The sequence below is a fragment of the Microbacterium sp. BK668 genome, from assembly GCF_004362195.1.
Taxonomy (GTDB): domain Bacteria; phylum Actinomycetota; class Actinomycetes; order Actinomycetales; family Microbacteriaceae; genus Microbacterium.
Genome location: NZ_SNWG01000002.1, coordinates 103,394 through 126,804 on the forward strand (window position 1 = coordinate 103,394; position 23,411 = coordinate 126,804).

23 protein-coding genes are annotated in these 23,411 nt (G+C 71.5%); 11 read left to right on the forward strand and 12 right to left on the reverse strand.

All coding sequences use genetic code 11. From position 1 onward, the window contains the following. Positions 1 to 33 precede the first annotated feature (33 nt). Both EV279_RS14390 and EV279_RS14395 read left to right on the forward strand, forming a co-directional pair. Positions 34 to 1,251: an MFS transporter gene (locus EV279_RS14390; RefSeq protein ID WP_279526930.1), complete on the forward strand. Its 1,218-nt coding sequence runs from the start codon at positions 34 to 36 to the stop codon at positions 1,249 to 1,251. Positions 1,252 to 1,280: 29 nt separating this feature from the next. After that, a complete protein-coding gene (locus EV279_RS14395; protein ID WP_133545181.1) occupies positions 1,281 to 2,045 on the forward strand; it encodes an NUDIX domain-containing protein in 765 nt (254 codons plus the stop codon). A gap of 1 nt (position 2,046) precedes the next feature. Here EV279_RS14395 and EV279_RS14400 read toward each other — a convergent pair whose 3' ends face one another. After that, positions 2,047 to 3,252 (reverse strand): homoserine O-acetyltransferase, encoded by a 1,206-nt coding sequence (locus EV279_RS14400; protein ID WP_133545183.1) that lies wholly within the window; start codon positions 3,250 to 3,252, stop codon positions 2,047 to 2,049. 108 nt (positions 3,253 to 3,360) lie between these two features. Next, positions 3,361 to 5,637 carry a hypothetical protein gene (locus EV279_RS14405; protein ID WP_133545185.1) on the reverse strand — a complete coding sequence of 759 codons (2,277 nt, stop codon included), beginning with the start codon at positions 5,635 to 5,637 and terminating at the stop codon, positions 3,361 to 3,363. 114 nt (positions 5,638 to 5,751) lie between these two features. Between EV279_RS14405 and EV279_RS14410 the strand changes: the two genes are divergently transcribed. Together EV279_RS14410 and EV279_RS14415 are read left to right on the forward strand one after the other, a co-directional pair. Beyond that, complete coding sequence (locus EV279_RS14410; RefSeq protein WP_133545187.1) at positions 5,752 to 6,693, forward strand: hypothetical protein; 942 nt, start codon at positions 5,752 to 5,754, stop codon at positions 6,691 to 6,693. A gap of 52 nt (positions 6,694 to 6,745) precedes the next feature. Then, positions 6,746 to 7,444, forward strand: a complete 699-nt coding sequence (locus EV279_RS14415; RefSeq protein ID WP_133545189.1) for an SDR family oxidoreductase — start codon at positions 6,746 to 6,748, stop codon at positions 7,442 to 7,444. Positions 7,445 to 7,531: 87 nt separating this feature from the next. Here the strand turns inward: EV279_RS14415 and EV279_RS14420 are convergent, their stop codons facing one another. Beyond that, positions 7,532 to 8,854, reverse strand: a complete 1,323-nt coding sequence (locus EV279_RS14420; RefSeq protein ID WP_133545191.1) for a bifunctional o-acetylhomoserine/o-acetylserine sulfhydrylase — start codon at positions 8,852 to 8,854, stop codon at positions 7,532 to 7,534. Between the two features lie 135 nt (positions 8,855 to 8,989). On the opposite strand from EV279_RS14420, the gene EV279_RS14425 reads away from it, so the two are divergent. Next, positions 8,990 to 9,778: an SDR family oxidoreductase gene (locus EV279_RS14425; RefSeq protein ID WP_208109572.1), complete on the forward strand. Its 789-nt coding sequence runs from the start codon at positions 8,990 to 8,992 to the stop codon at positions 9,776 to 9,778. Then, positions 9,775 to 10,641: a metal-dependent hydrolase gene (locus tag EV279_RS14430; RefSeq protein ID WP_133545193.1), complete on the forward strand. Its 867-nt coding sequence runs from the start codon at positions 9,775 to 9,777 to the stop codon at positions 10,639 to 10,641. The genes EV279_RS14425 and EV279_RS14430 overlap by 4 nt, the downstream gene beginning before the upstream one ends. Positions 10,642 to 10,903: 262 nt before the next feature. Here the strand turns inward: EV279_RS14430 and EV279_RS14435 are convergent, their stop codons facing one another. Continuing rightward, on the reverse strand, positions 10,904 to 12,418 hold the full coding sequence (locus tag EV279_RS14435) for an MFS transporter (protein ID WP_243728632.1): 1,515 nt from the start codon (positions 12,416 to 12,418) through the stop codon (positions 10,904 to 10,906). A gap of 61 nt (positions 12,419 to 12,479) precedes the next feature. Here EV279_RS14435 and EV279_RS14440 point away from each other — a divergent pair, with 61 nt between their 5' ends. From EV279_RS14440 to EV279_RS14450, 3 genes are read left to right on the forward strand one after another with little or no spacing between them, the layout of a single operon-like run. Continuing rightward, positions 12,480 to 12,992 carry a phosphoribosyltransferase gene (locus tag EV279_RS14440; protein ID WP_133545195.1) on the forward strand — a complete coding sequence of 171 codons (513 nt, stop codon included), beginning with the start codon at positions 12,480 to 12,482 and terminating at the stop codon, positions 12,990 to 12,992. Positions 12,993 to 12,995: 3 nt separating this feature from the next. Beyond that, positions 12,996 to 13,688, forward strand: coding sequence for a uracil-DNA glycosylase (locus tag EV279_RS14445; RefSeq protein ID WP_133545197.1), 693 nt, complete (start codon positions 12,996 to 12,998; stop codon positions 13,686 to 13,688). 10 nt (positions 13,689 to 13,698) lie between these two features. Beyond that, a complete protein-coding gene (locus EV279_RS14450) occupies positions 13,699 to 14,313 on the forward strand; it encodes a GNAT family N-acetyltransferase (protein WP_133545199.1) in 615 nt (204 codons plus the stop codon). 16 nt (positions 14,314 to 14,329) lie between these two features. On the opposite strand, the gene EV279_RS14455 is transcribed toward EV279_RS14450, so the two are convergent. The 8 genes from EV279_RS14455 to EV279_RS14490 form a co-directional block, all read right to left on the reverse strand. Further along, a complete protein-coding gene (locus EV279_RS14455) occupies positions 14,330 to 14,692 on the reverse strand; it encodes a protealysin inhibitor emfourin (RefSeq protein WP_133545201.1) in 363 nt (120 codons plus the stop codon). After that, on the reverse strand, positions 14,664 to 15,740 hold the full coding sequence (locus EV279_RS14460) for a M4 family metallopeptidase (protein WP_133545203.1): 1,077 nt from the start codon (positions 15,738 to 15,740) through the stop codon (positions 14,664 to 14,666). The genes EV279_RS14455 and EV279_RS14460 overlap by 29 nt, the downstream gene beginning before the upstream one ends. A gap of 304 nt (positions 15,741 to 16,044) precedes the next feature. Beyond that, positions 16,045 to 16,878, reverse strand: coding sequence for an ATP-binding cassette domain-containing protein (locus tag EV279_RS14465; protein WP_208109573.1), 834 nt, complete (start codon positions 16,876 to 16,878; stop codon positions 16,045 to 16,047). Continuing rightward, positions 16,875 to 17,663 carry an ABC transporter ATP-binding protein gene (locus tag EV279_RS14470; protein WP_133545205.1) on the reverse strand — a complete coding sequence of 263 codons (789 nt, stop codon included), beginning with the start codon at positions 17,661 to 17,663 and terminating at the stop codon, positions 16,875 to 16,877. The genes EV279_RS14465 and EV279_RS14470 overlap by 4 nt, the downstream gene beginning before the upstream one ends. Further along, positions 17,660 to 18,604, reverse strand: coding sequence for an ABC transporter permease (locus tag EV279_RS14475; RefSeq protein ID WP_133545208.1), 945 nt, complete (start codon positions 18,602 to 18,604; stop codon positions 17,660 to 17,662). The genes EV279_RS14470 and EV279_RS14475 overlap by 4 nt, the downstream gene beginning before the upstream one ends. Next, positions 18,601 to 19,551, reverse strand: coding sequence for an ABC transporter permease (locus EV279_RS14480; protein ID WP_133545210.1), 951 nt, complete (start codon positions 19,549 to 19,551; stop codon positions 18,601 to 18,603). The genes EV279_RS14475 and EV279_RS14480 overlap by 4 nt, the downstream gene beginning before the upstream one ends. Continuing rightward, positions 19,548 to 21,059: an ABC transporter substrate-binding protein gene (locus tag EV279_RS14485; RefSeq protein WP_133545212.1), complete on the reverse strand. Its 1,512-nt coding sequence runs from the start codon at positions 21,057 to 21,059 to the stop codon at positions 19,548 to 19,550. The genes EV279_RS14480 and EV279_RS14485 overlap by 4 nt, the downstream gene beginning before the upstream one ends. Positions 21,060 to 21,195: 136 nt before the next feature. Continuing rightward, on the reverse strand, positions 21,196 to 22,143 hold the full coding sequence (locus EV279_RS14490; protein WP_133545214.1) for an alpha/beta hydrolase: 948 nt from the start codon (positions 22,141 to 22,143) through the stop codon (positions 21,196 to 21,198). A 53-nt stretch (positions 22,144 to 22,196) separates the two neighbouring features. Here EV279_RS14490 and EV279_RS14495 point away from each other — a divergent pair, with 53 nt between their 5' ends. Then, positions 22,197 to 22,673 carry a carboxymuconolactone decarboxylase family protein gene (locus EV279_RS14495; RefSeq protein WP_133545216.1) on the forward strand — a complete coding sequence of 159 codons (477 nt, stop codon included), beginning with the start codon at positions 22,197 to 22,199 and terminating at the stop codon, positions 22,671 to 22,673. Continuing rightward, positions 22,670 to 23,389: a tyrosine-protein phosphatase gene (locus tag EV279_RS14500; RefSeq protein WP_133545218.1), complete on the forward strand. Its 720-nt coding sequence runs from the start codon at positions 22,670 to 22,672 to the stop codon at positions 23,387 to 23,389. Before EV279_RS14495 ends, EV279_RS14500 begins: the two co-directional genes overlap by 4 nt. Positions 23,390 to 23,411: the final 22 nt, after the last annotated feature.

Below are 23,411 nucleotides of genomic sequence, written 5' to 3' on the forward strand. Positions count from 1 at the left end.
ACAACGTGTCTCCCCGCCCGCTAGCATGACGGCGTGACCTCCTCGAATCTCTCGAGGGGTGCGGCGACGTGGGCGCTCCTCTCTCTCGCCGTGGGCAGCTTCGGCATCGGCATGACCGAGTTCGTCGTGATGGGCCTGCTCCCCGACATCGCACAGGACCTCCTGCCGTCGCTGTGGGCCTCCGACTCCGAGGCGGCCATCGCTCAGGCCGGGTGGCTCATCACGCTGTACGCGCTCGGCGTCGTCGTCGGCGCTCCGACCATCGCCGCCGTGGTCGCCAAGTACCCGCGGCACCGCGTCATGCTGGGCCTGGCCATCGCGCTCACGGTTTTCAACGCCCTGACGTTCCTGCTTCCGAGCTTCGAGCTGGTCGCAGCATCCCGGTTCCTGGCAGGTCTCCCGCACGGCGCGTACTTCGGCATCGGCGCACTCGTGGCGGCCGAGGTGCTGGGTCCCGGCAAGCGGGCCAAGGGCGTCGCCTTCGTGCTGACCGGACTGACCGTGGCGAACGTCGTCGGGGTCCCTCTCGGCACGTACCTCGGCCAGCAGGCGGGCTGGCGGTCCGCCTTCATGGTCGTCGCCGGGATCTTCGCGCTCGCCGCGGTCTGCATCGCCTTCTTCGTGCCCGCACACGACGGCGACCGCGCCCGCACGTTCCGCGCCGAGCTGCGCGTCTTCCGCATCGGGCAGGTCTGGCTCACGCTCGCCGTCGGCGCCATCGGCTTCGGCGGCTTCTTCGCCGTCTACAGCTACGTGGCGCCCATGATCACCGAAGTGGCCGGCTCGCCGGCGTGGGTCGTCCCGCTCGTCCTCATCGTCATGGGACTGGGCATGACGGTCGGCAACCTCGTCGGCGGCGTGGTCGCCGACATCGACCTGACGCGCACGATGCTGGGCGGTTTCATCGCGCTCGCTCTCGTCCAGAGCCTGCTGGCGGTGTCGGCGCAGACGCTCTGGGCGCTCGCCGTCTTCGTCTTCGCGACGGGCTTCATCTCGGCGTGCCTGAGCCCGGCGATCCAGACGCGCCTCATGGACGTCGCGGAGGACAACCAGTCCATCGCGGCGGCGCTTAACCACTCCGCCCTGAACATGGGGAACAGCCTCGGCGCCTTCCTCGGCGGCGCCGTCATCGCGCTCGGATGGGGGTTCGTGGCTCCCGCGTGGGTCGGGGTCGCCCTTGCGCTCGCCGGCTTCGTGCTCGCGGTCGTCAGCCTCTCGGTCGCGCGCCGCCGCGAGCCCGTCGCGGTCTGAGGCCCGCGACCCGGACGTAGGCTGAGCGGGTGTCAGAGCCGACCTCGCCCGCGACCGCGACCGACCGCGCCGTGCGGGCGCTCGCCGATGCCGTGGGGGAGTCGCGGCCCCGCGTGCCGGGCGACGGCGCCGACCCCGACATCCCCGTCGCGGCGACCGTGGTCGTGCTGCGCGACGGGGACCGGGGCCCCGAGGTGCTCATGATCGAGCGACCCGACCGCGGCTCGTTCGCCGGCGCCTGGGTGTTCCCCGGCGGAAAGGTGGAACCGCAGGACCGGCTGAGCGACAGCGAGCCGGAGGAGGCCGTCGCCCGCCGGGCGGGCGTGCGGGAGACCCGGGAGGAGTCGGGTCTCGTGCTCGCCGCGGAAGACCTCTGGACCGTGTCGTGCTGGGATCCGCCGCCGGGGCTGCCGCTGCGCATCCGCACGTGGTTCTTCGCGGCGCGCGCGACGACCGGGGACGTCGTGCTGTCGCCGGACGAGGCCGTCGGAGCCGAGTGGATCGACCCGGCGGTCGTCCTCGAGCGCCACGCGCGCGGAGAGGTCACGCTGTACCCGCCGACGTGGGTGACCCTTCACACGCTCGCGGGACAGCGCGATGTACGGGCGCTGCTCGGGATGCTGCGCCTCGCCGGCTTCCGACGCTTCGAGACCGTCGCGCGCCGAGGCGAGACAGGCCCCCTGCTGCTCTGGCAGGAGGACGCCGAGTACGAGGGGGATGCCGCGGCCGGGTCCTCCGCGCGCCATCGCCTGGACCTCGGCGCGCTCCCCTGGACCTACACCCGCACGGACTGAGTCAGGCGGCGAGCAGGCGGCGCAGGTGCGCGCCCACGGCGTGCGTCTCGATGAGGAAGCCGTCGTGGCCGAAGTCGCTCGGTAGCACCACGGCTCGGTCTCCGTCGAGTGCGTTCGGGATGCCGCGGGCGATCCGATGCTGGCCCTCGATGGGGAAGAGGCGGTCGCTGTCGATCCCGAGGACGAGCGCCGTGGCCGTGACGCCCGCGAGCGCATCCTCGACGCCTCCGCGATCGCGGCCGATGTCGTGCGAGTTCATCGCCTCGACGAGGGTGATGTAGCTGTTCGCGTCGAACCGGCGCGTGAAGCGGTTGCCGTGGAAGTCGAGGTACGACTCGACGGCGAAACGCCCGCCGTGCCCGAGCGGGCTCACACCGGACTGCCACGATCGCTGGAAGCGCTGGTTGAGCTCGGTGGGGCTCCGGTAGTTCAGCAGCGCCATGCGGCGGGCGAGGGCGAGCCCGCGATGCGGCCCATCACCCGCGTCGGCGTCGTAGTATTTGCCGTTCTGGAAGCGCGGGTCGATCGAGATCGCCTCGAGCTGCACGGAGTTGAGCGCGATCTGGTCGGCCGTGTTGACCGGGGGTGCCGACAGCACGCCGACCCGTGCGACCCGCTCCGGCAGGGCGATCGCCCACTCGAGGGCGTGCATGCCTCCCATCGATCCGCCCAGCACCGCCGCCCACCGGTCGATGCCCAGCGCGTCGGCGAGTCGCACCTGGGCCCGGACCTGATCGCGGATCGTGAGGTACGGGAAGCGCGAGGCCCACTCGTAGCCGTCGGGCGCGATGCTTGCGGGACCGGTCGACCCCTGGCATCCGCCCAGCATGTTGGGCGCCACGACGAACCACTCGTCGGTGTCGATGGGGGCACCGGGTCCGACGATGTCGCCCCACCATCCGGCGGTGGGATGCCCCGGCCCGGCCGGTCCGCGCACGTGGCTGTCGCCGGTCAGGGCGTGGAGGACGAGCACCGCGTTGTCGCGGGCGGCGTTCAGCTCACCCCACGTCTCGTAGGCGAGCCGGTAGGCGGGAAGTTCGCGCCCGCCCTCGGTGCGGAACGCGCCGAAGGCCGCGAAGTGGCGATCGCCCGCGGGATCGCCGTCTCGCCAGGCTCCCGTCGCGGGAGGACGGCCGAGGAGGAGCCGGGCGTCGGCCTCCGTCACCGGTGCCGACGGCACGGTGTCTTCGGAGGTCTGCCAGTCCATCGCCCCATTCTTCCGGCTCGGCCGAGGTCGGGGCCGAGTGTTACACCGGCCGCCGAGGACAAGGGGAGTACGCCGCCCGGAGCGGGTCCGGGCGGCGCCCCCCAGCTGTCAGGCCTCGAGGGAGAACCCGAAGAGGACGCGATCACGCCACGGGCCGCCGGGAGTGATCGTGCGGTCGTGCGCCCACAGGGTGAGCACGTATCCGCAGGCCGCCATGATGCTCGTGTCGAGCTCCCACGTGCCGCCGGCCGTCGTGGTGACGGCGGGGAACGCGGTCGGCCCCGAGAACGTCGGCAGTGCGCCGAGCGCCGACGAGTCCGGCTGCAGCTCGAACCAGATCTGCGACAGGTGCTCGTCCGTCACGGCGTACGTGCCCCGAAGCTTGTCGCCGATCGTGAACCGCTTGCAGGGCCCCGTGGCGTGCACCGACCCGTCGGGGTGTTCGACCTCGGTGATCTCGAGCACGACCTTCGGCGGCTTCTCGTCCAGGCGGATCGTCACGGTCGTGCGGACCGTGCCGTCGGAGCATTGCAGGATCTGCGCCGGATACACGGTGCCGAACGCGTCCTTCGCGACGACCTCGATCTCCCACAGCCCGGCCGTCAGAGCCGTCGTGTCCCAGGGATACAGCACGTCGCCGTACACGGTGCGATAGCCCGCACCGGCGATGTTGCGGTCGACGAGGTACGGGAAGAACCCGTCCGCGTCCGGCGTCTGGAGCTGGCTGTAGGACTGCGGGAAGGTCGTCCCGATCCACCGCGTGCCGCCCACCGTGAAGGGAGTCGTGAGCGTGGTCCACAGCGCCGAGCCGGAGGGGCGGACCCGCACGCGGTACCGCATCTGCGGGGCGGCGACATCGGGGGCATCCGGGATGAATCCCGAGATCGTCACGACACCCCCGAAGGGGTTGTCTCCGCCGGCCGTGCGGCCGTCGGACTGGTCGACGTCGCAGACGCTCACTCCGCTCACGAAGTCGAACACCGGACGGAGGGGCGAGAGCGCGCCCACCGGCAGCTGGATCGTCGCCTCTTCGCGGTTGCCCCACGTGGGCACCCACTCCGGGTCGGCGGGTGGCGGCGGCGTCGCCCACGACAGGATCGCACGCACCCGCGGCTCGACAGGCCCCTCGGCGCAGTCGCGCCGATGCGCCGTCGAGGCCAGCGGAAGGTACACGGCGAACCGCAGGCCGCCGTCGGGCACGTCCTCGTCGTGCACCACCACTCCCGCGGTTCCGACGTAGGACCACCCGCCGCCCCAGTCGATCCAGAAGGCCACGTGCTCGACGCTGCCGGCGGTGCAGGGGCCGCCGCTGTAGCCGTTGGGCTTCTTGACCGTCAGGATGCCGATGAGGGCGTCTTCTGCGGGGTCGTAGCCGATGCAGCCGAGCTCCTCGTACGACGTGTCGCCGTCGGTCTTGAGGAGGGTGGCGATGATGGTGCCGAGATCGATGTCCTTCAGCTGCGGGATCTGGAAGATCGGTGAGCTCGCGGGCAGAGGCAGCGGAGTGGGCGGAGGGATGGGGATCGACGGCGTCGCCGCCGCGACGCCGGCGGCGATGCCCGGTGCCGTCGGTGCGGCAGGAGGCACGAGTCCGATGCTGGCCCGAGTCGTCTCGACGCCGATCTCGTCGAAGATCGCGGGCGCGAGGAAGCGGTGGGGCTCGACATCCGTCCCCGCGTACGTCTGCGCCAGCTCGGCGACCGAGAGCGTCTCGGCGGCCTTGAGCGTCACCGTCGCGTCGGGATCGATCTGCGCCAGGACCGCCGGAGGGAGCGTGATGTCGGTGTGCTGGAGGAACTCCGACCACGGCGGGAGCTTGGTCGTCCGCGGCGCGACCGACACCGTGACGACGTTGCCCCAGACGGGCGAGAAGTCGGGGTCGCCCGCCGTCGGCGCCGCGTTCCACGAGAGGATCGCCCGCACCAGGACGGGCCTCGCGAACAGACACCAGAAGTGCTTGAGCGGCGCCACGACGTCGACGGCGAATTCGAGGGGGCGGGCACCTGCCGAGTCGTGCACGGCGAACGAGTCCATCCCCGCATCCGTCCAGGTCGCTCCCGCGTCGTAGCTGACGAAGAAGCGCACGTACTCGCGAGAGCCCGCGCCGCAAAGTGCCCCGCCGTAGCCGGCGGTCTGACTCACCCGCACGACGGCTTCGAGCTGATCGATCGTCGGGTTCAGGCCCACGCACGTGAGCTGCTCGAAGGTCGTCGAGAACGAGATCTTCTCGACGGCTTCGAACGAGGTGCCGGGTCTCGTGCCGAAGTAGTTGGGATTGCCCAGCATCAGCGCCTTCGCCCGGGTTCGCAGCCCGAGCTCTCTGGCGCTCACTTTCGTGACGCGTCCCCGGCCCGGTCGCGGCGTGGTCTCATCGACAGGTGGCATCGCCCGCCTCCTTGCTCGTGGGTGCCGCGGAATGCGTCACCCTCGTCGATGAAGGAGCGCCGCACGCGCGCGCTGATACACGCGGTGTCGGGCGTCGGCGGTAGCGTGCCCCGCATGGACGTGACGGAGTACCTGAAGCAGGGCGACCCGGCCATCCGCTGGCAGGTGATGCAGGATCTGGAGGCGGCTCCGGCCGCCGACGTTGCCGCCGAGCGGGCGAGGGTGGCGGCCGAGGGTTGGGGAGCGACGCTCCTCGGGCTGCAGGCCGACGACGGGTACTGGGACGGCGGGGCCTACCGCCCGCCGTGGACCGAGTCGTATGCGAACTTCTTCGACACGTGGTCGGCGACCCACTTCAGCCTGCAGACCCTCATGGATCTGGGTGCCGACCCGGCCGATCCGCGCGTGCGCGAGGCGCTCGACCGCGTCGAGCGGAACGTCCGGTGGGACTACAACGACGAGCTCTACTTCCAGGGCGAGGTCGAGCCGTGCATCAACGGAGTCGCCCTGTCGATCGGGGCGTACTTCGGAAGGGATGCCTCGCGCATCTGCCAGACCCTCGTCGACACGCAGCTCGGCGACGGCGGGTGGAACTGCTGGGTCGACGACGGGCAGGGCGTGGGGTCGTTCCACTCGACGATCTGCGCGCTCGAGGGCCTGCGGGACTGGGAGTCCGCCACGGGAGGCACGGAGTCGAGCCGCGAGGCGCGGCGCCGCGGCGAGGAGTACCTCCTCGATCGGCGCCTCATGCGGCGCGCGACGACGGGCGAGATCGCGGATCCGCGCTTCACGCTGCTGAGCTTCCCCACCCGCTGGTACTACGACATCCTTCGCGGCGCCGACTACTTCCGCATCGCCCGCCCGCAGCGCGACGAGCGCTGCGCCGAAGCTGTCGACCTCATCCGCTCCAAAGCCCTGCCCATGGGGATGTGGAAGATCGAGAACGAGCACCAGGGCGCCTCGCACCTCGCCTTCGAGGACGAGGCTGAGGGCTTCCCGAGCCGCTGGGTCACCCTGCGCGCGCTGCGTGTCCTGCGCTGGTGGGACGCCGGCTGACCGGGCCCGGGGGAGCGGGCCGAGGCGGATCGAACCCGGGTCACAATGGAGCATGGCCCGCTTCCTTCTCATCGCCGCGTCGAGCGGCATCGGACAGGCGACGGCCGACCTCCTGCGGCAGGACGGCCACGACGTCATCACGACCGCCCGGGGCGAGGGTCGCATCGAGCCCGACATCGTCCTCGACGCCTCCGACTTCGAGGCCGTCGACCGCGCCGTCGCCGACGCGGCGCCGCTGGACGGCGTCGCCTGCTTCGCGGGATCGATGCTGCTCAAGCCTGCACACCTCACTTCGCGCGAGCAGTTCGACGAAACCGTGGCGGCATCGCTGACGACCGCCTTCGCCACGGTGCGCGCGGCCGGCCGGCATCTGCGCAGCGGCGGCTCGGTCGTGCTCGTGTCGTCCGCGGCCGCGCTCGCCGGCCTGGCTAACCACGATGCCATCGCCGCAGCCAAGGCCGGCGTCATCGGGCTGATGCTCTCCGCGGCGTCCAGCTACGCGTCGCAGAACCTCCGGATCAACGCCGTCGCGCCCGGACTCACCCGGACCTCGCTCACGGCCGGGCTCACAGCGAGCGAGCAGTCCCGCCGGGTCTCGGAGGCGATGCACGCGCTGGGGCGGCTGGGCGAGCCCGAGGATGTCGCGCGAGCGGTGGCCTTCCTCCTCGATCCGGCGAACTCCTGGATCACGGGCCAGGTGCTCGGCGTCGACGGCGGGCTCGGTCATGTCCGCCCGAAGACGCGGATCTGACGACCCCGCCCCTCTCCGCCGGGCGGCAGACACGGGGATGCCCCGGCCGCGCGGGCCGGGGCATCCGATTCCGTGCTGTGCGCGGGATCAGGCGCGGGCGGCCTCCGACACCCGTCGAGCGGCCGCGAGGGCCTGCTCCAGGTCCGCCTTGAGGTCCTCGATGTTCTCCAGCCCGACCGACAGACGGACGAGGCCCGGGGTCACGCCGGTCGTGAGCTGCTGCTCCGGCGTCAGCTGCGAGTGCGTCGTCGATGCGGGGTGGATCACGAGCGAGCGGACGTCGCCGATGTTCGCGAGGTGGCTGAACAGCTGAAGGCTGTTCACGAACTCGCGCCCCGCCTCCACGCCCCCCTTCAGCTCGAAGGAGAGGACCGCCCCCACGCCCTTGGGGGCGTAGGCGTTCGCGGCGGCGTACCAGGGCGACGTGGGCAGGCCGGAGTAGTTGACGGATGCCACGTCCTGGTGGTTCTCGAGCCACTCGGCGATCTCCTGCGCGTTCTGCACGTGCCGCTCGATGCGCAGCGACAGGGTCTCGAGGCCCTGGATGAGCAGCCAGGCGCTCTGCGGCGAGATCGCCGAGCCGAGGTCGCGCAGCAGCTGCACACGCGCCTTGATGATGTAGGCGAGCCCGTCGCCGACGGCGGCCGTGTAGGACGCTCCGTGGTACGAGGGGTCCGGAACGGTGAGACCCGGGAACTTCTCGACGTTCTCCGACCAGGCGAAGGTGCCGCCGTCGACGATGACGCCGCCGATGACAGTGCCGTGACCCCCGAGGAACTTCGTCGCGGAGTGGATGACGATGTCGGCGCCGTGCTCGAAGGGCTTGATCAGGTACGGCGTCGCGATCGTGTTGTCGACGATGAGGGGCACGCCTGCCTCGTGGGCGATGTCGGCGACGGTGCGGATGTCGAGCACGTTGATCTTGGGGTTGCCGATCGTCTCGGCGAAGAAGAGCTTCGTGTTCGGGCGGACCGCGCGGCGCCACTCCTCGGGATCGTCCTGGTTCTCGACGAACGTCGTCTGGATGCCAAGCTTGGCCAGCGTGTACTTGAAGAGGTTGTACGTTCCGCCGTAGATCGAGCTCGACGAGACGATGTGATCGCCGGCCTCGGCGATGTTGAGCACGGCGAACGTCTCGGCGGCCTGACCCGAGGCGACGAGGAGGGCGCCGGTGCCCCCCTCGAGGGCCGCCAGACGCTGCTCGACGACCTCCTGGGTGGGGTTCATGATCCGCGTGTAGATGTTGCCGAACTCGGCGAGCGCGAAGAGGTTCGCCGCGTGATCGGTGTTGTCGAAGACGTACGACGTCGTCTGGTAGATCGGGGTGGCGCGTGCCTTGGTGACGGGGTCGGGCTGCGCGCCCGAGTGGATCTGCTTGGTCTCGAAACGCCAGTTCTCGGGTGCCGACATGACTGCTCCTGCGGGTATCGGGGGCGCGCGGCGGGCGTCGCGGCCTCGTCCGACATTAGGGAGGGTGCGCAGCGGCGACAACGGGCGGGAAATGTTACGTAATCGACGGTGGGCGGCCCGGGCTAGCGTGGAGGCATGACACGACGTGCGGTGGTGACGGGTGCGAGCTCGGGGATCGGGGAGGCGACGGCGCGCGCGCTCCGCTCGTCGGGATGGGACGTCGTCGCCGTCGCGCGCCGGGCCGAGCGCCTCCAGGCGCTGGAGACGGAGACCGGCGCGGTCGCGTTCGCGGCGGATCTCACCAGCCCGGCGGACGTCGACGCACTCGCCGCGTGGCTCGAGGGCAGCGGACCCGTGCATGCCCTGGTGCAGGTGGCGGGCGGCGCGCGCGGAACGGATCGCGTGGAGGACGGCAGTCCCGAGGACTGGCAGTGGATGTACGACGTCAACGTCCTCAGCGCCCAGCGGCTGATCTCGGCGCTCCTGCCGCAGCTGCGTCGCGCCGCCGGCGGCGGTGGACACGCCGACACCGTCTTCGTCACGTCCACCGCGGCGCAGACGGCCTACCCGGGCGGCGGCGGGTACAACGCGGCGAAGGCCGCCGAGTCGATGCTCGTGCACGCCCTGCGCCTCGAGCTGAACGGCGAGCCGATCCGGGTCGTGGAGATCGCCCCGGGCATGGTCTACACCGAGGAGTTCACGCTCAACCGCCTCGGCGGAGATCGCAACGCCGCCGAGCGGGTGTACGCGGACGTCGAGGCGCCGCTCACGGCGGCCGATGTCGCCGACGTCATCGGATACGCGCTGAACGCGCCCGGTCATGTGAATCTCGACCTCGTCACGATGCGCCCGGTCGCGCAGTCCGCGCAGCACCTTCTCGCACGCGGGCCGCTGCGCCCTCGCGACGAGTCGGCCCGCCCGTGAGCGCCCTCCCGGGCACGGTTGTCACGTATCCGTCGGGGGCGACCACCTCGACGGGCAGGGTGCTGCACGTCGCCGACGCCGGCGAGGGGCGCCTCGCGGTCGTCCTGGACACGACGGCCTTCCACCCCGTCGACACCGCCTGGCCCGACCAGCCGGCGGACCGCGGCACCATCCGCGTCGGCGAGACGATCCTTCCGATCGCCGACGCGGTCGTCGGTGCCACGCAGGGCGACGAACTGCTCCTCGGCCCCGCCGTCCCCGTGCGGACCGGGACGGACGGGTGGACGTTCGTCGTCGCCCACCTCGTGCCCGCGCACGCTGTACGCGAGGGCGATGTCGTCCAGGTCGAGGTCGATCGCGGCCACCGCCTCGCGCTCTCGGCCGGCCACACCGCCTGCCACCTGGCCTCGCTCGCGCTCGACCGGGCACTCGTCGATGCATGGACGAAGGAGGCGCCGGTCGACGCGCTCGGCGCGCCCGCCTTCGACGCACTCGCCATCCAGGAGTCGCGCATCCACCCCGACGGCTCGACCGACACGTACCGCATCGGCAGGTCGCTGCGGCGCAAGGGGTTCGAGCCCGGGGCGCTGGAGGACCTCGAGGCGCTCTCGTCCCGCATCGACGCCCAGCTCGCCGAATGGATCTCCTCCGGCGGCTCCGTCCGCGTCGAGACGTCGGGCGACCGCCTCGCCGATCGGCGCACCTGGGTCTGCGACCTGCCGGGAGGGCAGGCGCGCATCCCCTGCGGCGGCACGCACCTCCCGTCGCTCGCGGAGCTCGCCTCGGCCACGGTCGCGCTCCGCTCGCGCCCGGTCGAGGGCGGCATCGAGCTCGTCATGACGACGACGGCCATCCGCGCCTGACGCTTCGCGCCGGTCCGGGGCGTTTCGTCTCGCTTCGCTCGCTCGACGACCGGGAACAGCGACTCCCGCACCCCGCTTCGTCTCGCTTCGCTCGCTCGACGACCGCGAACAGCGACTCCCGCACCCCGTTTCGTCTCGCTTCGCTCGCTCGACGACCGCGAACAGCGACTCCCGTCACCTCCGGTCGTTGAGCGGAGGCGCGAAGCGCCGGAGACGAAACGCTCCGGACCGACGGGAGCCGGATGCCGCGGCATCCGTGCCCTCAGAGGATCTGGGCCTCACCGGCCGCCGCGTCGGCCGCCTCCTCCGCGGAGCCGTCGGCATCGGCGAAGGCGACCTTCGGCACGAAGAAGAGCAGGATCGCGGCGAGGAACCCGCCCGCGGCGCACACCGCCCACACCGTCATGTACCCGCCGAGCGACGCCGCCGTCTGGCTGGCGACGGCGCCGGCGCCCGCCGCGAGCACGACGCCGAACACGGCGGACGCGAAGGTTCCGCCGATCGTCTTGGTCGTGTTGGTGAGCGCCGAGGCGATGCCCGTCTGGCCGCGGGGCGCGGCGGCCGCGGCGGCCGCGGGAAGGGCTGCGACCAGTGCGCCCGAGCCGATGCCCGCGATCGAGAGGTTGAGGAGCACCTGCCACAGCTCGAGGTGGAAGGGGAGGAAGAGCGCGTACCCCACGCCCACCAGGGCGCTCGCACCGATGAGGATGACGCGCGGGTTCCCGCGACGGGAGGTGAGCGCGAAGAGCACGGCGCCGACGATGAGGGACACGAGGTAGATCCCGATGACGTTGGAGCGATCCGTGGCATCCAGTCCGAGTCCGTATCCGAGCGAAGAATCGGTTCCCGCGTACGTCGAAAGCGGACCCTGCGCACCGAGCAGGCTGATCCCCACCAGGAACGCCGTCGCCTGCACCGGCCACATCTCGGGCTTGCGGAGCACGCGGATGTCGATGGCGGGGTCGTCCTGCCGGAGCTCGTACCGGACGAACCACACGAACACGCCGACGCCCGCGAGGAGAAGTCCGACGACCCACCACCACGCGGCCGGACCGAGGTCGAGCTCGCCGATCATCCGCATGTAGACGAGCGCGCCCGTGACGAGCAGGAGGCCCCACGCCAGGATGACGAATCCGCCGGTGTCGAGCGATCGCCCGGGGATCGGCTCGGACTCGGGGACCGCCAGCCAGATGACGACGGCGATGAGCGTGACGGCGATCGCGGGGACCATCAGGGTGACGCGGAGGTCGCCGCCCGTCGCGGCGAAGATGCGTCCGGCCGCGAGTGCGCCCACGATGGCGCCGGCCTCGAGACCGACCACGAGCAGGCCGGCTGCGCGTCGGGTCGTCGACACGCCCCGGTTCTGTCGGCGCCCGCGCTCGAAGATGAGCGCGATCTCCAGCGGCAGCCAGACCACGTAGAAGCCCTGCAGCGCCCAGGCGACGAGGAAGCTCCAGAAGTCGCCCGCGAATGCGAGCCACCAGCTCGCCGCCGCCGTGAGGATCGCCGCGATCAGCAGGATCCTCTTGTGCCCGTACATGTCGCCGAGCTTCGCGAGGACGGGGAGGACCAGCGCCGACAGCAGAAGCTGCGCCGCCTCGAACCAGTTGACGTCGGAGTCGTGGATGCCCAGCTCCGCGACGATGTCGCTGAACAGGGGGACGTAGAAGCCCTGCAGGATGCCGCTGGTGAGCTCGACGAGGACGAACCAGCCGATCAGGCCGGCGGTGATCCCGAGCGCGGATCCACGCAGGCGCTCGGCGGGCGACGTTGACACGAGGTGAGATTACCCTCCTGCCCCCGCTGCGCTGTGCGCAGGGCCGCATAGTGTGGACGGCGTGACCGATGCAGCGGCTGAGCGTGAACGACTGACGTGGGACGGCTTCGGCGAGGCATCCCGCACCATCGCCCGGGCGATCCTCGCGGACGGATTCGTCCCCGAGGTCGTGGTCGCGATCGCGCGGGGCGGACTGCTGCCCGCCGGCGCCATCGCCTACGGCCTGGGCATCAAGAACTGCGGGGCGATCAACGTCGAGTTCTACACGGGTATCGGGACCGTCCTCGACGCACCCGCCGTCCTCCCGCCCGAGCTCGACATGAGCTATCTCCGCGGCCGGCGCGTGCTGCTCGTCGACGACGTCGCCGACAGCGGCCGCACCTTGGATCTGGCCGTCAAGCTCCTGGCCGACCAGGGCGCCGAGGTGCGCTCCGCGGTCATCTTCACCAAGCCGACGACGATCGTGGAACCCGACTACTCCTGGAAGGCGACGTCCCTCTGGATCGACTTCCCCTGGTCGTGGAAGGGCTCCGTCGTCGAGGAGGACACCGGGGCCGTCGAGAGGTCCGCTTAGCCGATGGCGCTGACGCTGCCCCAACTGGCGGACGCGGGGCTCCTCGATCCCGACTGGGCTGCGGCGCTCGGACCCGTCGGTCCCGACATCGCCGCGCTCGGCGACCGCCTCCGGGCCGAGGTGGCCGCGGGGAGGACGTATCTTCCGGCGGGCGATCGCGTGCTCCGCGCGTTCCAGCGCCCCTTGCGCGATGTCCGGGTGCTGCTCGTGGGGCAGGATCCCTATCCGACCCCCGGGCACCCCATCGGCCTGTCGTTCGCCGTCGACCGGCACGTCCGGCCGCTGCCGCGGAGCCTCACGAACATCTACCAGGAGCTCCACGCCGATCTCGGCATCCCTCCCGCCGCCCACGGCGATCTGTCGGGCTGGAGCGATCAGGGCGTCATGCTGCTGAACCGCGTCCTCACGGTCGCCCCCGGCGCCTCGGCCTCCCACCGCGGCTGGGGCTGGGAGAAGGTCACCGAGCACGCGATCCGCACTCTCGCCGCACGTGACGAGCCGCTGGTGGCGATCCTGTGGGGGAGGGATGCCGCGAACCTCCGCCCGCTCCTCGGTGCGACCCCCGTCATCGAATCCGCCCACCCGTCGCCGCTCTCCGCGAGCCGCGGCTTCTTCGGCTCCCGCCCCTTCTCGCGGGCGAACGCCCTGCTCGAGCAGCAGGGCGCCCCCGCGATCGCGTGGACGCTCCCCGCGTAGGCTGGAACCCATGCTGGAGGAGGAGTATGAGAAGACGCGCCGCCGCCTTCCTCAGCACCTGCAGAAGCAGCCCGAACCCGAGCGCCCCTTCGCGTACACGATCCGGTCCGTCGAGGATCGTGACATCCCCGACGTGCGGGAGATCTACAACTACTACGTCACCAACTCGGTCGTGACCTTCGACGAGAGCCCGTGGACGATCGGGCAGTGGCGCGACAAGCTCGCGCATCTGCGGAAGCTCGGCATGCCGTTCCTCGTCGCCGAGTCGCCGACGGGGCAGATCCTCGGATACGCGCTCGTGCAGCCGATGTCCACGAAGAGCGCCTACCGCTTCTCGGTCGAGAACTCCATCTACCTCGGGCAGGCCGCGGCGGGGAAGGGCCTCGGCCGCGCGCTCCTGGAGGCGCTCATCTCGGCGTGCGAAGAGGCCGGCATCCGCGAGATGGTCGCCGTCATCAGCGACAAGGGCGCCGAGGCATCCGTCGCCCTGCACGAGAAGCTCGGCTTCGTCGAGGTCGGGCGCATGGGCCGTGTGGGGTTCAAGTTCGGCCGCTGGCTCGGCACGATCTATCTGCAGAAGCACCTCAAGCCCGTGAAGAAGAAGAAGGGCCTCTTCGCGCGCTGAGCCGGCCGCCTGCGGGTCAGTCCGCGGGCCCGGCGGAGCGGTTGCCGTCGCTCCAGTCGCGGACCGCGTCGACGAGCTCGCGCCAGGGCCCGGTGAGCGCGCGGTCGGGCAGTTCGGCCTCACGGTCCTCGTCGGGTCCGCATCGCGCGTGGATGTTCCACTGGAAGCGGTCGGCGCCGCGGCGGTCGCCGTCGACGGGAGCGTCCCAGGGGCAGCGCGAGATGAGGGCGACCCAGTCGGATGCCTCGTCCTGGCGCGGCTGGGCCGTCCAGACCTTGGTGAGCCCGGCGAAGCCTCCCGTGCGCGTGACGGCGACGACGAGGAGCGGCGAGCCGTCGGGCGTCGCCCCGTCAGGCCGCGGGCTTCTCGATTCGCTCATCGCCGATGACGCCGACCTCGGTCCACGCATCGCGGACGGCCGACACCTCCTCCGACTCCACACCGTACTCCGCTTCGGCGGTCGCGATGGTGGCGGCGGCGAACTCGGCGAAGTCCGCGGTGGGGGAGAGCGTGCCGGAGGTCAGCGTTCGGTACCAGATGCGCCCTGCGCGCTCCCAGGCGGAGCCTCCCAGGGCGAGTGCGGCGAGGACGAAGGCCCGGTTCGGGATGCCGGAGTTGATGTGCACTCCGCCGTTGTCGTTCGTCGTCACGACGTAGTCGCGCATGTGGCCCGGCTGCGGGTCCTTGCCGAGCACGTCGTCGTCGTACGCCGTGCCGGGATCCTTCATGGAGCGGAGTGCGCGGCCCTCCACAGCATCCGTGAAGATCCCCTCCCCGATGAGCCAGCTCGCCTCGTCGGCCGTCTGGCCGAGCTGGTGCTGTTCGGTGAGCGCAGCGAACACGTCGGAGATCGACTCGTTGAGGGCGCCCGACTGACCCTCGTACTCCAGCCCGCCGGAGACCTCGGTCACGCCGTGCGTGAGCTCGTGCGCGATGACGGTCACCGAGTTGGTGAAGCCCGTGAAGATCTCGCCGTCTCCGTCGCCGAACACCATCCGCTCACCGTTCCAGAAGGCGTTGTCGTAGTCCTCGCCGTAGTGGACCGTCGCGAGGAGCTCCCCGCCGGCGTCGTCGATGCTGTTACGCCGATACGCGTCCCAGTAGAAGTCGAACGTGGCCCCGAGCCCGTCGAACGCCTCGTCGACGGCTTCGTCGCCCGTCGGCGGATCGTCCTCCCCGCGCACCCGGACTCCGGGGAGCGTCTCGCGATTGCGGGCGTCGGAGATCGTGCGATCGGGGGCGGGACCGGTCTCGGCGACGAGGCTTCCCGCCTCGTCGATCGACAGGCGCAGGCGCGAGCGGCTCGGCCGGTACTCCCGCTCGCCCTCGAGGGTCGCCCGAGCCGCCTCGGCGGCGCGCGCGAGGTGCGGCTCGGTCGCCGCCGCGATGCGGGCGAGCAGGTACGGCGGAACGATCGCGTGCCTCATGCCTCCGAGGCTAACGTCGGTCGGCGACACCGAGCGGCCGCCACTCGGTCGGCGCATCCTGTCGGTCGGCGACGGGGTGAGCGGCGGTTCGCGCCAGGTGAAGGGGATGGATGCCGCGGCCCGCGCGCGGACTTGGCGCATTCCGTCGGTCGGCGACGGGGTGAGCGGCGGTCTGCGCCAGGTGAAGGGGATGGATGCCGCGGCCCGCGCGCTGACGTGGCGCATTCCGTCGGTCGGCGACGGGGTGAGCGGCGGTTCGCGCCAGGTGAAGCCAGGTGAAGGGGGCGGCGAGGCGGGCGAAGGGTCAGGATGCCTCGGCGCCCGGGTCGATGACGGGGATCGACGCCAGCAGCCGCCGTGTGTACGAGACCTGCGGCTGCAGCAGCACCTTCTCGGTCGGGCCCTCCTCCACGATGCGGCCGTCCTTCATGACGACGACCTCGTCGCAGAGGTTCTGCACGACGCCGATGTCGTGCGACACGAGCAGCAGCGTGAGGCTGTCGCGCCGGCGCAGCTCGCCGAGGAGCTCGAGGATCTGCGCCCGCACCGTCACATCGAGCGCCGACATCGGCTCGTCGCCGACGAGGAGCCGCGGTCGGTGCACGATCGCGCGGGCAATAGCGATCCGCTGGCGCTGACCGCCGGAGAACTCGTGCGGGAAGCGATCGGCCATGTCGGGCTCGAGACCGACGTCCCGCAGCACCTCGTGCACGCGCGCCCGGCGACCGTCGCTCCCGGGCCCGCCCTCGCCGTCGAGTCCGAGCGCCCAGAGGGGCTCCGCGACGATCCGGCCGACGCTCATTCGCGGGTCGAGCGACGAGTAGGGGTCCTGGAAGACCATGCCGGTGTCGCGCCGGAGCCAGTGCAGGGCGCGGGCGCCGGCCGAGGCATCCACCTCCCGCCCGTCGAATTCGATCGTGCCCGCGGTCGGGGCGTCGAGCGCGAGGAGGAGGCGCACGAGCGTGGACTTCCCCGATCCCGACTCGCCGATGATGCCGACGGCGCTTCCGGCGAACACGTCGAGGTCGGCGTCCTCGAGGGCCGTCGAGGTGCGCGCCTTCTCGAAGAGGGTGGCCTTGGGCACGGGGAAGCGCCGCGTCAGGCCGCGAGCGCGCAGGAGGGGAGCCGGCGAGATCATGCGAGACCTCCCGGCCGCCACAGCGTCGCCGTGGCATCCCGCAGAAGCTCCCGCGTCACCGTGGAGGACGGCGCCGTCAAGAGCGTCGACACGGCCGCCGCCTCGACGACGCGACCCTCCTCCAGCACGATGCCGTGCGTGGCGATCCGCGAGAGCACGGCGAGGTCGTGCGTGATGAAGACGAGCGACATGCCGTCTGTCTCGACGAGCGAGAGCAGGAGGTCGAGGATCTCGGCCTGGATCGTGACGTCGAGCGCGGTGGTCGGCTCGTCCGCGATGAGCAGGCGCGGCCGGCAGGCCAGAGCCATCGCGATCGCCACGCGCTGCCGCTGACCGCCGGAGAGCTGATGCGGATACCGGGCGACGATGCGCTCGGGGTCGGGGAGCGCGACGCGCCGGGCCTCCTCGACGGCGCGGGCGTTCGCCGCGGCACGCCCGGCCCGCTGGTGGATGCGGACGGACTCCGCGATCTGCCGGCCGACCGTCCGGATGGGGTTGAGCGCCGTCCGCGGCTCCTGGAAGACGATGCCGATGTCGTCGCCGCGGAGCTCGGCGAGCTCCCTGTCGGCCAGCCCGAGCAGCTCCCGGCCGTTCCAGCGGACCGATCCGCCCGCCTCCGCGCCGTCGGGCAGGAGGCCCATCACGGCGAGCGCCGTCAGAGACTTGCCCGAGCCCGACTCTCCGATGAGCCCGACCCGTGCACCGTCGGGCACGTCGAACGAGATGCCGTCGACGACGCGCCGGCCGGCGATGTCGATCGTGAGGTCGCGGATCTCGAGGGTCACGAGACCACCTCCGGCACGTGCGTGCGCGCCTGTCGGGCGGCGCCGCCGCGACGCGACAGCGTCGGGTCGGTGGCCTCGCGCAGGCCGTCGCCGAGGAGGTTCAGCCCGAGGACGGTGAACGTGATCGCGAGCCCGGGCCAGACGACGGACAGCGGGTAGACGGTGATGAACTGCTGCAGCTCGGCGAGGAGGAGCCCCCACGACGGCTCGGTGACGGGGGCGCCGAAGCCGAGATACGACAGGCCGGCCTCGGCCAGCACGGCGACGGCCATCGCCCACGACAGCTGCACGATGAAGACCGGCGCGACATTCGGGAGCAGGTGCCGCACGAGATTCTGCCACGGGGTGAGTCCCGCCATGCGGCCCGCGAGCACGAAGTCGCTGTGCAGCACTCGCCGGAGCTCGGGCCGCGTCACGCGGGCGATGTTGACGCCGAAGCCGATGCCGACCGACCAGATGACGACCCAGAGGGATCCGCCCCACACGGCCGAGATCATCATCGCGATGAGAAGCACCGGGAACGCGATCAGGATGTCGACGAAGACCGCCACCGACTCGCGGATCCACCGCGCGGTGAGGGCGCCGAGGGCCGCGAGCGCGATGCCGACGATCGTCGCGATGACACCCGAACCCACCGCGACGACGACCGTCGTCTTCGCCCCCGCGATGACGAGGCTCAGGATGTCGCGTCCCGACCCGTCGGTGCCCAGGAGGTGCGGGATGCCGGGCGGTGCCCACCGGCCGCGCACGTCTACCTGCTGCGGGTCGAACGGCGTCCAGAACGTCGCGAGGAGGGCGGTCGCGAGCACGACGGCGACGACGATGAGGCCGAACCGGCCCGTGGACAGCGCCCACAGGCGGCCGAGCCACGCCCACCGCGAGGGGCGGCGCCGGGTCGCGCTCCGGCGGGAGCGCCGGGTATCGGCGAGGCGCTCGGTCATGACGCCTCCCGCTGCCGGGGGTCGAGTGCGCGGTGCACGAGGTCGACGACGAAGCCCACGATCAGCACGAAGCCCGTCAGGGCGAGGAGCTCTCCCTGCACCTTGGGAAGGTCCCGGGCGCTCACATCCGCGACGAGCATGCGCCCGATGCCGGGGAGGCTGAAGAGCTGTTCGATCACGACGGCGCCGACGATGATGCCGGCCACCTGAAGCCCCAGCACCGTGACGACCGAGAGGCCGACGTTCGGCAGGCCGTGGCGGATCAGCGCCGCGTCGCGCGTCAGCCCCTTCGCCGCGGCGGTTCTGACGTAGTCCTGGCCGACGGCTTGCAGGGTGGCGCTGCGGACGAAGCGCAGGAGCATCGCGCCCTCGACGATCCCGATGGTCAGCGCCGGCAGGATGAGCGCGCGCAGCGCCGCCGACGGGTCGGCCCAGCCGGCGCGCGGGAAGCCCTGCGCGGGGAGCCAGCCGAGCCAGACGGCGAACACGACGACGAGCATCATGCCCGCCCATACGACGGGCACCGCCGCGAGGGCCTGTGATCCGACGCTCAGCGCGGTGCCGGACGCCCGCCCGCGGCGCATCGCGGAGACGACGCCGAGCGGCAGGCTGAACAGGAGCGCGATCGTCAGCGAGAGGATGCCGAGGGGCACCGTCACCTGCGCCTTCTGCGCGAGCTCGCCGGTGACGCTCGAGCCGGTCAGCAGCGACGTGCCGAGGTCGCCGCGCAGGACCCCCCCCATCCAGTCGAGGTACTGCGCGGGAAGCGGCTCGCCGAGGCCGAGCCGCTCGCTGATCGCGTCGACCTGCTGCGGCGTGCTGCTCGTGCCCGCGATCAGCTGCGCGACGTCACCGGGGAGCACCCGCAGCGTCAGGAAGATCAGCACGCTGGCGACGAAGAGCCCGAGCAGGAGCAGGGCGAGCCGCGTCAGCGTGTATCGGATCACCCGTTGCTCTTGGCCAGCTGCGAGAGATCGAGGCGCTCGTTCACATTGATCGAGGGCATACCCGTGATGTTAGTGCCGACGGCGACGACCGACGCCCCGTTGAAGAGCCAGTCGGCCGCGGCATCCTCCGACACGATCCGGGCCGCCTCCTCGAGGAGCGCGGCGGCCTCCTCGGGGTCGGTGGCGGCGACGGACCGCCGGTAGAGCTCCTGCACCTCGGGGTTGTCGTAGGTGAAGTAGTAGTCGGGGTTCGCCCAGTTCTCGAAGTCGCGGGCCTCGGTGTGCAGCACGTAGCTCAGGTCGTAGTCCTTGTTGACGTACACGTCGTTGAGCCAGGTCGGGAAGTCGACGGAGTCGACCTCCAGGGTGATGCCGACCTCGTTGAGGTCGGACACGAGGATCTGCGGGATGGTGGTGGAGTAGAAGTTCGGGATCGTGAGGGTCAGGGTGAGGTCCTCGGCGCCCGCCTCCTCCAGGAGCGCCTTCGCCGCCTCGGGGTCGTAGGGGGCGACGTCCGAAAGGTCCTCGTAGCCGGGGTCAAGGGACGGGATCGGCCCGTAGAGCGTCTCACCCGAGCCCGCGGCCTCGATGAAGGCCTCGTGGTCGATCGCCTGCCGGATCGCCTGACGGACCCGCTTGTCGGCGAGCGGACCGGAGGCCTGGTTGAAGGCGAGCGTGCCCTTGTCGGTCGACTGCCCGAGCACGAGCTCGAAGTCGCCGTTCGCCTCCACCTGATCGCGGAGGTTCGCGTCGAAGCCGGTCACGACGTCGACCTCGCCGGCCAGCGCGGCGTTGAGGGCGGCCTGATTGTCGGGGATGTAGTCGAAGACGACCTCGCCGACCTGCGCGGGGTCGCCCCAGTACGCGTCGTTGCGGGTGAACGTGATGCTGTCGCCCTGGCGCCAGGTGTCGAGCACGAACGGACCGGTGCCGTTGGCCGCCGTCTTGTAGTCCACCGTGTCGCCCTGCTTCAGCACGAGGCCCGCGCGCCCCGTGAGGTTCCACAGGAGCGTCGAATCGGGGGCGCTCAGCGTGAGCGTGATGGTCTGTCCGTCCGCCGTGATCGTCTCGACGTTGGCCAGGCGGGCCGAGTCGGACCACTCCGGGGTGGTCTTGCGCGTCGTGAGCGACCACACGACGTCCTCGGGGGTGAGGGGCTGTCCGTCGTGGAACGTGACCCCCTCGCGCAGGGTGAAGGTGTAGGTCAGCCCGTCCTCGGACACCTCCCAATCGCTCGCGAGAGCCGGCACGATGTCCTGCTCGGGCGTGCGCGCGACGAGCCCCTCGTAGACGTTGTCGATCAGGATCTGGTCGAGCGCCGCGCCCGCCGTCTGGCGGATGTCGAGGTTGCTCGGCTCGAGGACGAGACGGATGACCGCCGAGGCGTCGGCGTCCGGCGCGCCGGCGCTGCTGGACCCGGTGCTCCCACCCCCGGTCGTGCACGCCGAGAGCAGCAGCGCTCCGACGGCGAGGAGGGAGGTCGCGGCGAGTGCGGTGCGGCGGAGCATGGCCGTCCTTTCGGGGCATCCGGTGCAGAGGGGAACGCGGTGCCGAGCGCGTCGGGACGCGATCTCGTGCGATCAACCAGCCTAGGCAACCGCGACGCGCCCCGAGCCCGGCCCTACGCACAACGAAACAGAAGCGTTAACCCTTCCCCGCCCGCTCCGCGACGAAGCGGCCCAGCTCGAGCGGGCGCTCCTCCTGCACGTTGTGACCCGAGTCGAACTCGACGACGGATGCCGCCGGCACCCGTTCGCGGAACGCGCGGGTGTCGGCATCGGTCAGGTATCCCCGCGTGCCGCGCACCAGCGTCAGGGGGGCGCGGATGGCGGCGAGATCCGTCCAGCCGCTTTCGGAGAGGACGGCGGCGAGGGCGTCCTGCTGCGCGGCAGCGGCATCCGCGAGCTCGGGGGAGGCCGCCATCGCGTTCGCCAGGTGCGCGAAGTGGTGCTTCCACTCCACGCGGCCGTCCGGCCGGATGCGGCTGTTGTGATAGACCCCGCGTTCGGCCGCCGCCCGCGACCCGCCGAGTCCGAACGCGAGGGCGCGCTCGACCAGCTCGTCGCGCGAGGTCCAGTCGGTGGGGCCTGCGAAGAACTGCCGCAGCTGTGCGGCTCCGCCGTTCGGGTCGAGCCCGGGGGTGATGTCGACGACGACCACTTCGCGGACGAGGTCGGGACGGGATGCCGCGACCGCCGCCGCCGTCAGCCCCCCGAGCGACTGGCCGACGAGGAGCTGCGGCCGATCGCTCCACGCCTCGATCCCCACGGCGACGTCCGGCGCCAGCGTGCCGCCGGTGTACGCCGCGTCGGCACGCCACGACGAGTCGCCGTGCCCGGGCAGATCGATCGCGAGGGCGGGCAGGCCCAGCGCGAGGATCGTCGTGTCCCACGTGTGGGCGTTGAGCCCCGCGCCGTGCAGGAAGGTCACCTGCGGGGCCTCTCCGCCGTAGCGGAGGGCGCTCAGCACCCGACCGTCCGGGAGCGGAAGCGACAGGCGCTCGCCGCGCGGAAGCGGCCCGTCGATCCCGATGTCGGCGGCCTGGGCGGGAAGGAACGAGAACTCGTCGGTGGGGTCGCTCACCCGGCCCATTCTGCCGCGCGGGCGAGCGCCGCGGCATCCGTCGCCGTCATAGGGTGAAGGGCATGAGCGAAGAACGTCGCGTGCACCTCTCGCGCTCGGCTCCCGACGCGTACAAGACGCTCGACGCCTTCTCGAAGACCGTCGGCCGCATCGCCGCCGATGCGGGGATCGACGGCCGGCTCAAAGAACTCGTGCAGATCCACGCCTCTCAGCTCAACGGGTGCGCCTACTGCGTGCGGGTGCATGTCGACCGCGCGCTCAAGGAGGGCCTCGATGCGGACCTGATCGCGCAGCTCGCGACGTGGCGCGACTCGGGCGTCTTCACGGATCGGGAGCGCGCGGGACTCGAGCTCGCCGAGGCGTTCACGTTCATCCATGACGGGGGAGTGCCCGACGAGGTGTACGACCACGTCGGCGGCATCCTCAGCGAGGACGAGTACGTCGCGCTCAGCTGGATCCTGGTGTCCATCAACGCCTTCAACCGCGTCGCCATCGCGGGCCGCTACCCCGTGCCCCCGCGCGCGACCGGTCGCGCATGACCGACCCGCAGGTCCCCGGCGCGGTGAATCTCCGCGATGTCGGGGGCCTTCCCGCCGGTGCTGGCCGGACCCGCTCCGGGATCCTCTACCGCTCCGGGAACCTCGCCCAGCTCGAGGATCCGGGCGTCGAGGCACTGCGAGGACTGCGCCTGCGTCGGATCATCGACCTCCGGGACGACGAGGAGGTGACGGCGGCGCCCAGCCGGCTCGGCGACCTCGCCATCCCGACGCAGCGCGCGCCCCTGTTCCTCGGATCGGTCGCCTCCTTCTTCCACGACGACATCCCGCTCGACGAGATGTATCAAAGGATCGTCGAGGACTCGGCCGATCGCGTCGTCGACGTCGTGCGCGGCATCCTCGTCGACCAGCCCGTGCTCGTCCACTGCACGGTGGGCAAGGACCGCACGGGAGTGACCGTCGGCTTGACCCTCGCCGCGGCGGGCGTCGATCGCGACGCCGTCGTCGCCGACTACGCCCGCACCGAGGGCCTCCTCCCCGAGTGGCGCAACCGTCATGTCGTCGAGAAGCTCCGGGAGCTGCATCCCGAGGCCGTACACCTGGAGGACCTCGCGACGCGTTCGCCCGCGCCGGTCATGGCGGGGCTGCTCGGCGACCTCACCGAGCGCTACGGGTCGCCGACGGACTACCTGCGCGCGCACGGGATGACCGACGACGAGATCGCCTCGCTGCGAGGGCTCCTGATCGAGGGCGCGTGACGCTGGGGTCAGGTTAGGCAAC

Excerpts from the sequence above, each read along its gene's own strand:
- EV279_RS14400 (WP_133545183.1), bottom strand. The coding sequence starts at position 3,252 with ATGGACTGGCAGACCTCCGAAGACACCGTGCCGTCGGCACCGGTGACG.
- EV279_RS14405 (WP_133545185.1), bottom strand. The coding sequence starts at position 5,637 with ATGCCACCTGTCGATGAGACCACGCCGCGACCGGGCCGGGGACGCGTC.
- EV279_RS14410 (WP_133545187.1), top strand. The coding sequence starts at position 5,752 with ATGGACGTGACGGAGTACCTGAAGCAGGGCGACCCGGCCATCCGCTGG.
- EV279_RS14415 (WP_133545189.1), top strand. The coding sequence starts at position 6,746 with ATGGCCCGCTTCCTTCTCATCGCCGCGTCGAGCGGCATCGGACAGGCG.
- EV279_RS14420 (WP_133545191.1), bottom strand. The coding sequence starts at position 8,854 with ATGTCGGCACCCGAGAACTGGCGTTTCGAGACCAAGCAGATCCACTCG.
- EV279_RS14425 (WP_208109572.1), top strand. The coding sequence starts at position 8,990 with ATGACACGACGTGCGGTGGTGACGGGTGCGAGCTCGGGGATCGGGGAG.
- EV279_RS14445 (WP_133545197.1), top strand. The coding sequence starts at position 12,996 with ATGGCGCTGACGCTGCCCCAACTGGCGGACGCGGGGCTCCTCGATCCC.
- EV279_RS14450 (WP_133545199.1), top strand. The coding sequence starts at position 13,699 with ATGCTGGAGGAGGAGTATGAGAAGACGCGCCGCCGCCTTCCTCAGCAC.
- EV279_RS14455 (WP_133545201.1), bottom strand. The coding sequence starts at position 14,692 with ATGAGCGAATCGAGAAGCCCGCGGCCTGACGGGGCGACGCCCGACGGC.
- EV279_RS14460 (WP_133545203.1), bottom strand. The coding sequence starts at position 15,740 with ATGAGGCACGCGATCGTTCCGCCGTACCTGCTCGCCCGCATCGCGGCG.
- EV279_RS14465 (WP_208109573.1), bottom strand. The coding sequence starts at position 16,878 with ATGATCTCGCCGGCTCCCCTCCTGCGCGCTCGCGGCCTGACGCGGCGC.
- EV279_RS14475 (WP_133545208.1), bottom strand. The coding sequence starts at position 18,604 with ATGACCGAGCGCCTCGCCGATACCCGGCGCTCCCGCCGGAGCGCGACC.
- EV279_RS14485 (WP_133545212.1), bottom strand. The coding sequence starts at position 21,059 with ATGCTCCGCCGCACCGCACTCGCCGCGACCTCCCTCCTCGCCGTCGGA.
- EV279_RS14490 (WP_133545214.1), bottom strand. The coding sequence starts at position 22,143 with ATGGGCCGGGTGAGCGACCCCACCGACGAGTTCTCGTTCCTTCCCGCC.
- EV279_RS14495 (WP_133545216.1), top strand. The coding sequence starts at position 22,197 with ATGAGCGAAGAACGTCGCGTGCACCTCTCGCGCTCGGCTCCCGACGCG.
- EV279_RS14500 (WP_133545218.1), top strand. The coding sequence starts at position 22,670 with ATGACCGACCCGCAGGTCCCCGGCGCGGTGAATCTCCGCGATGTCGGG.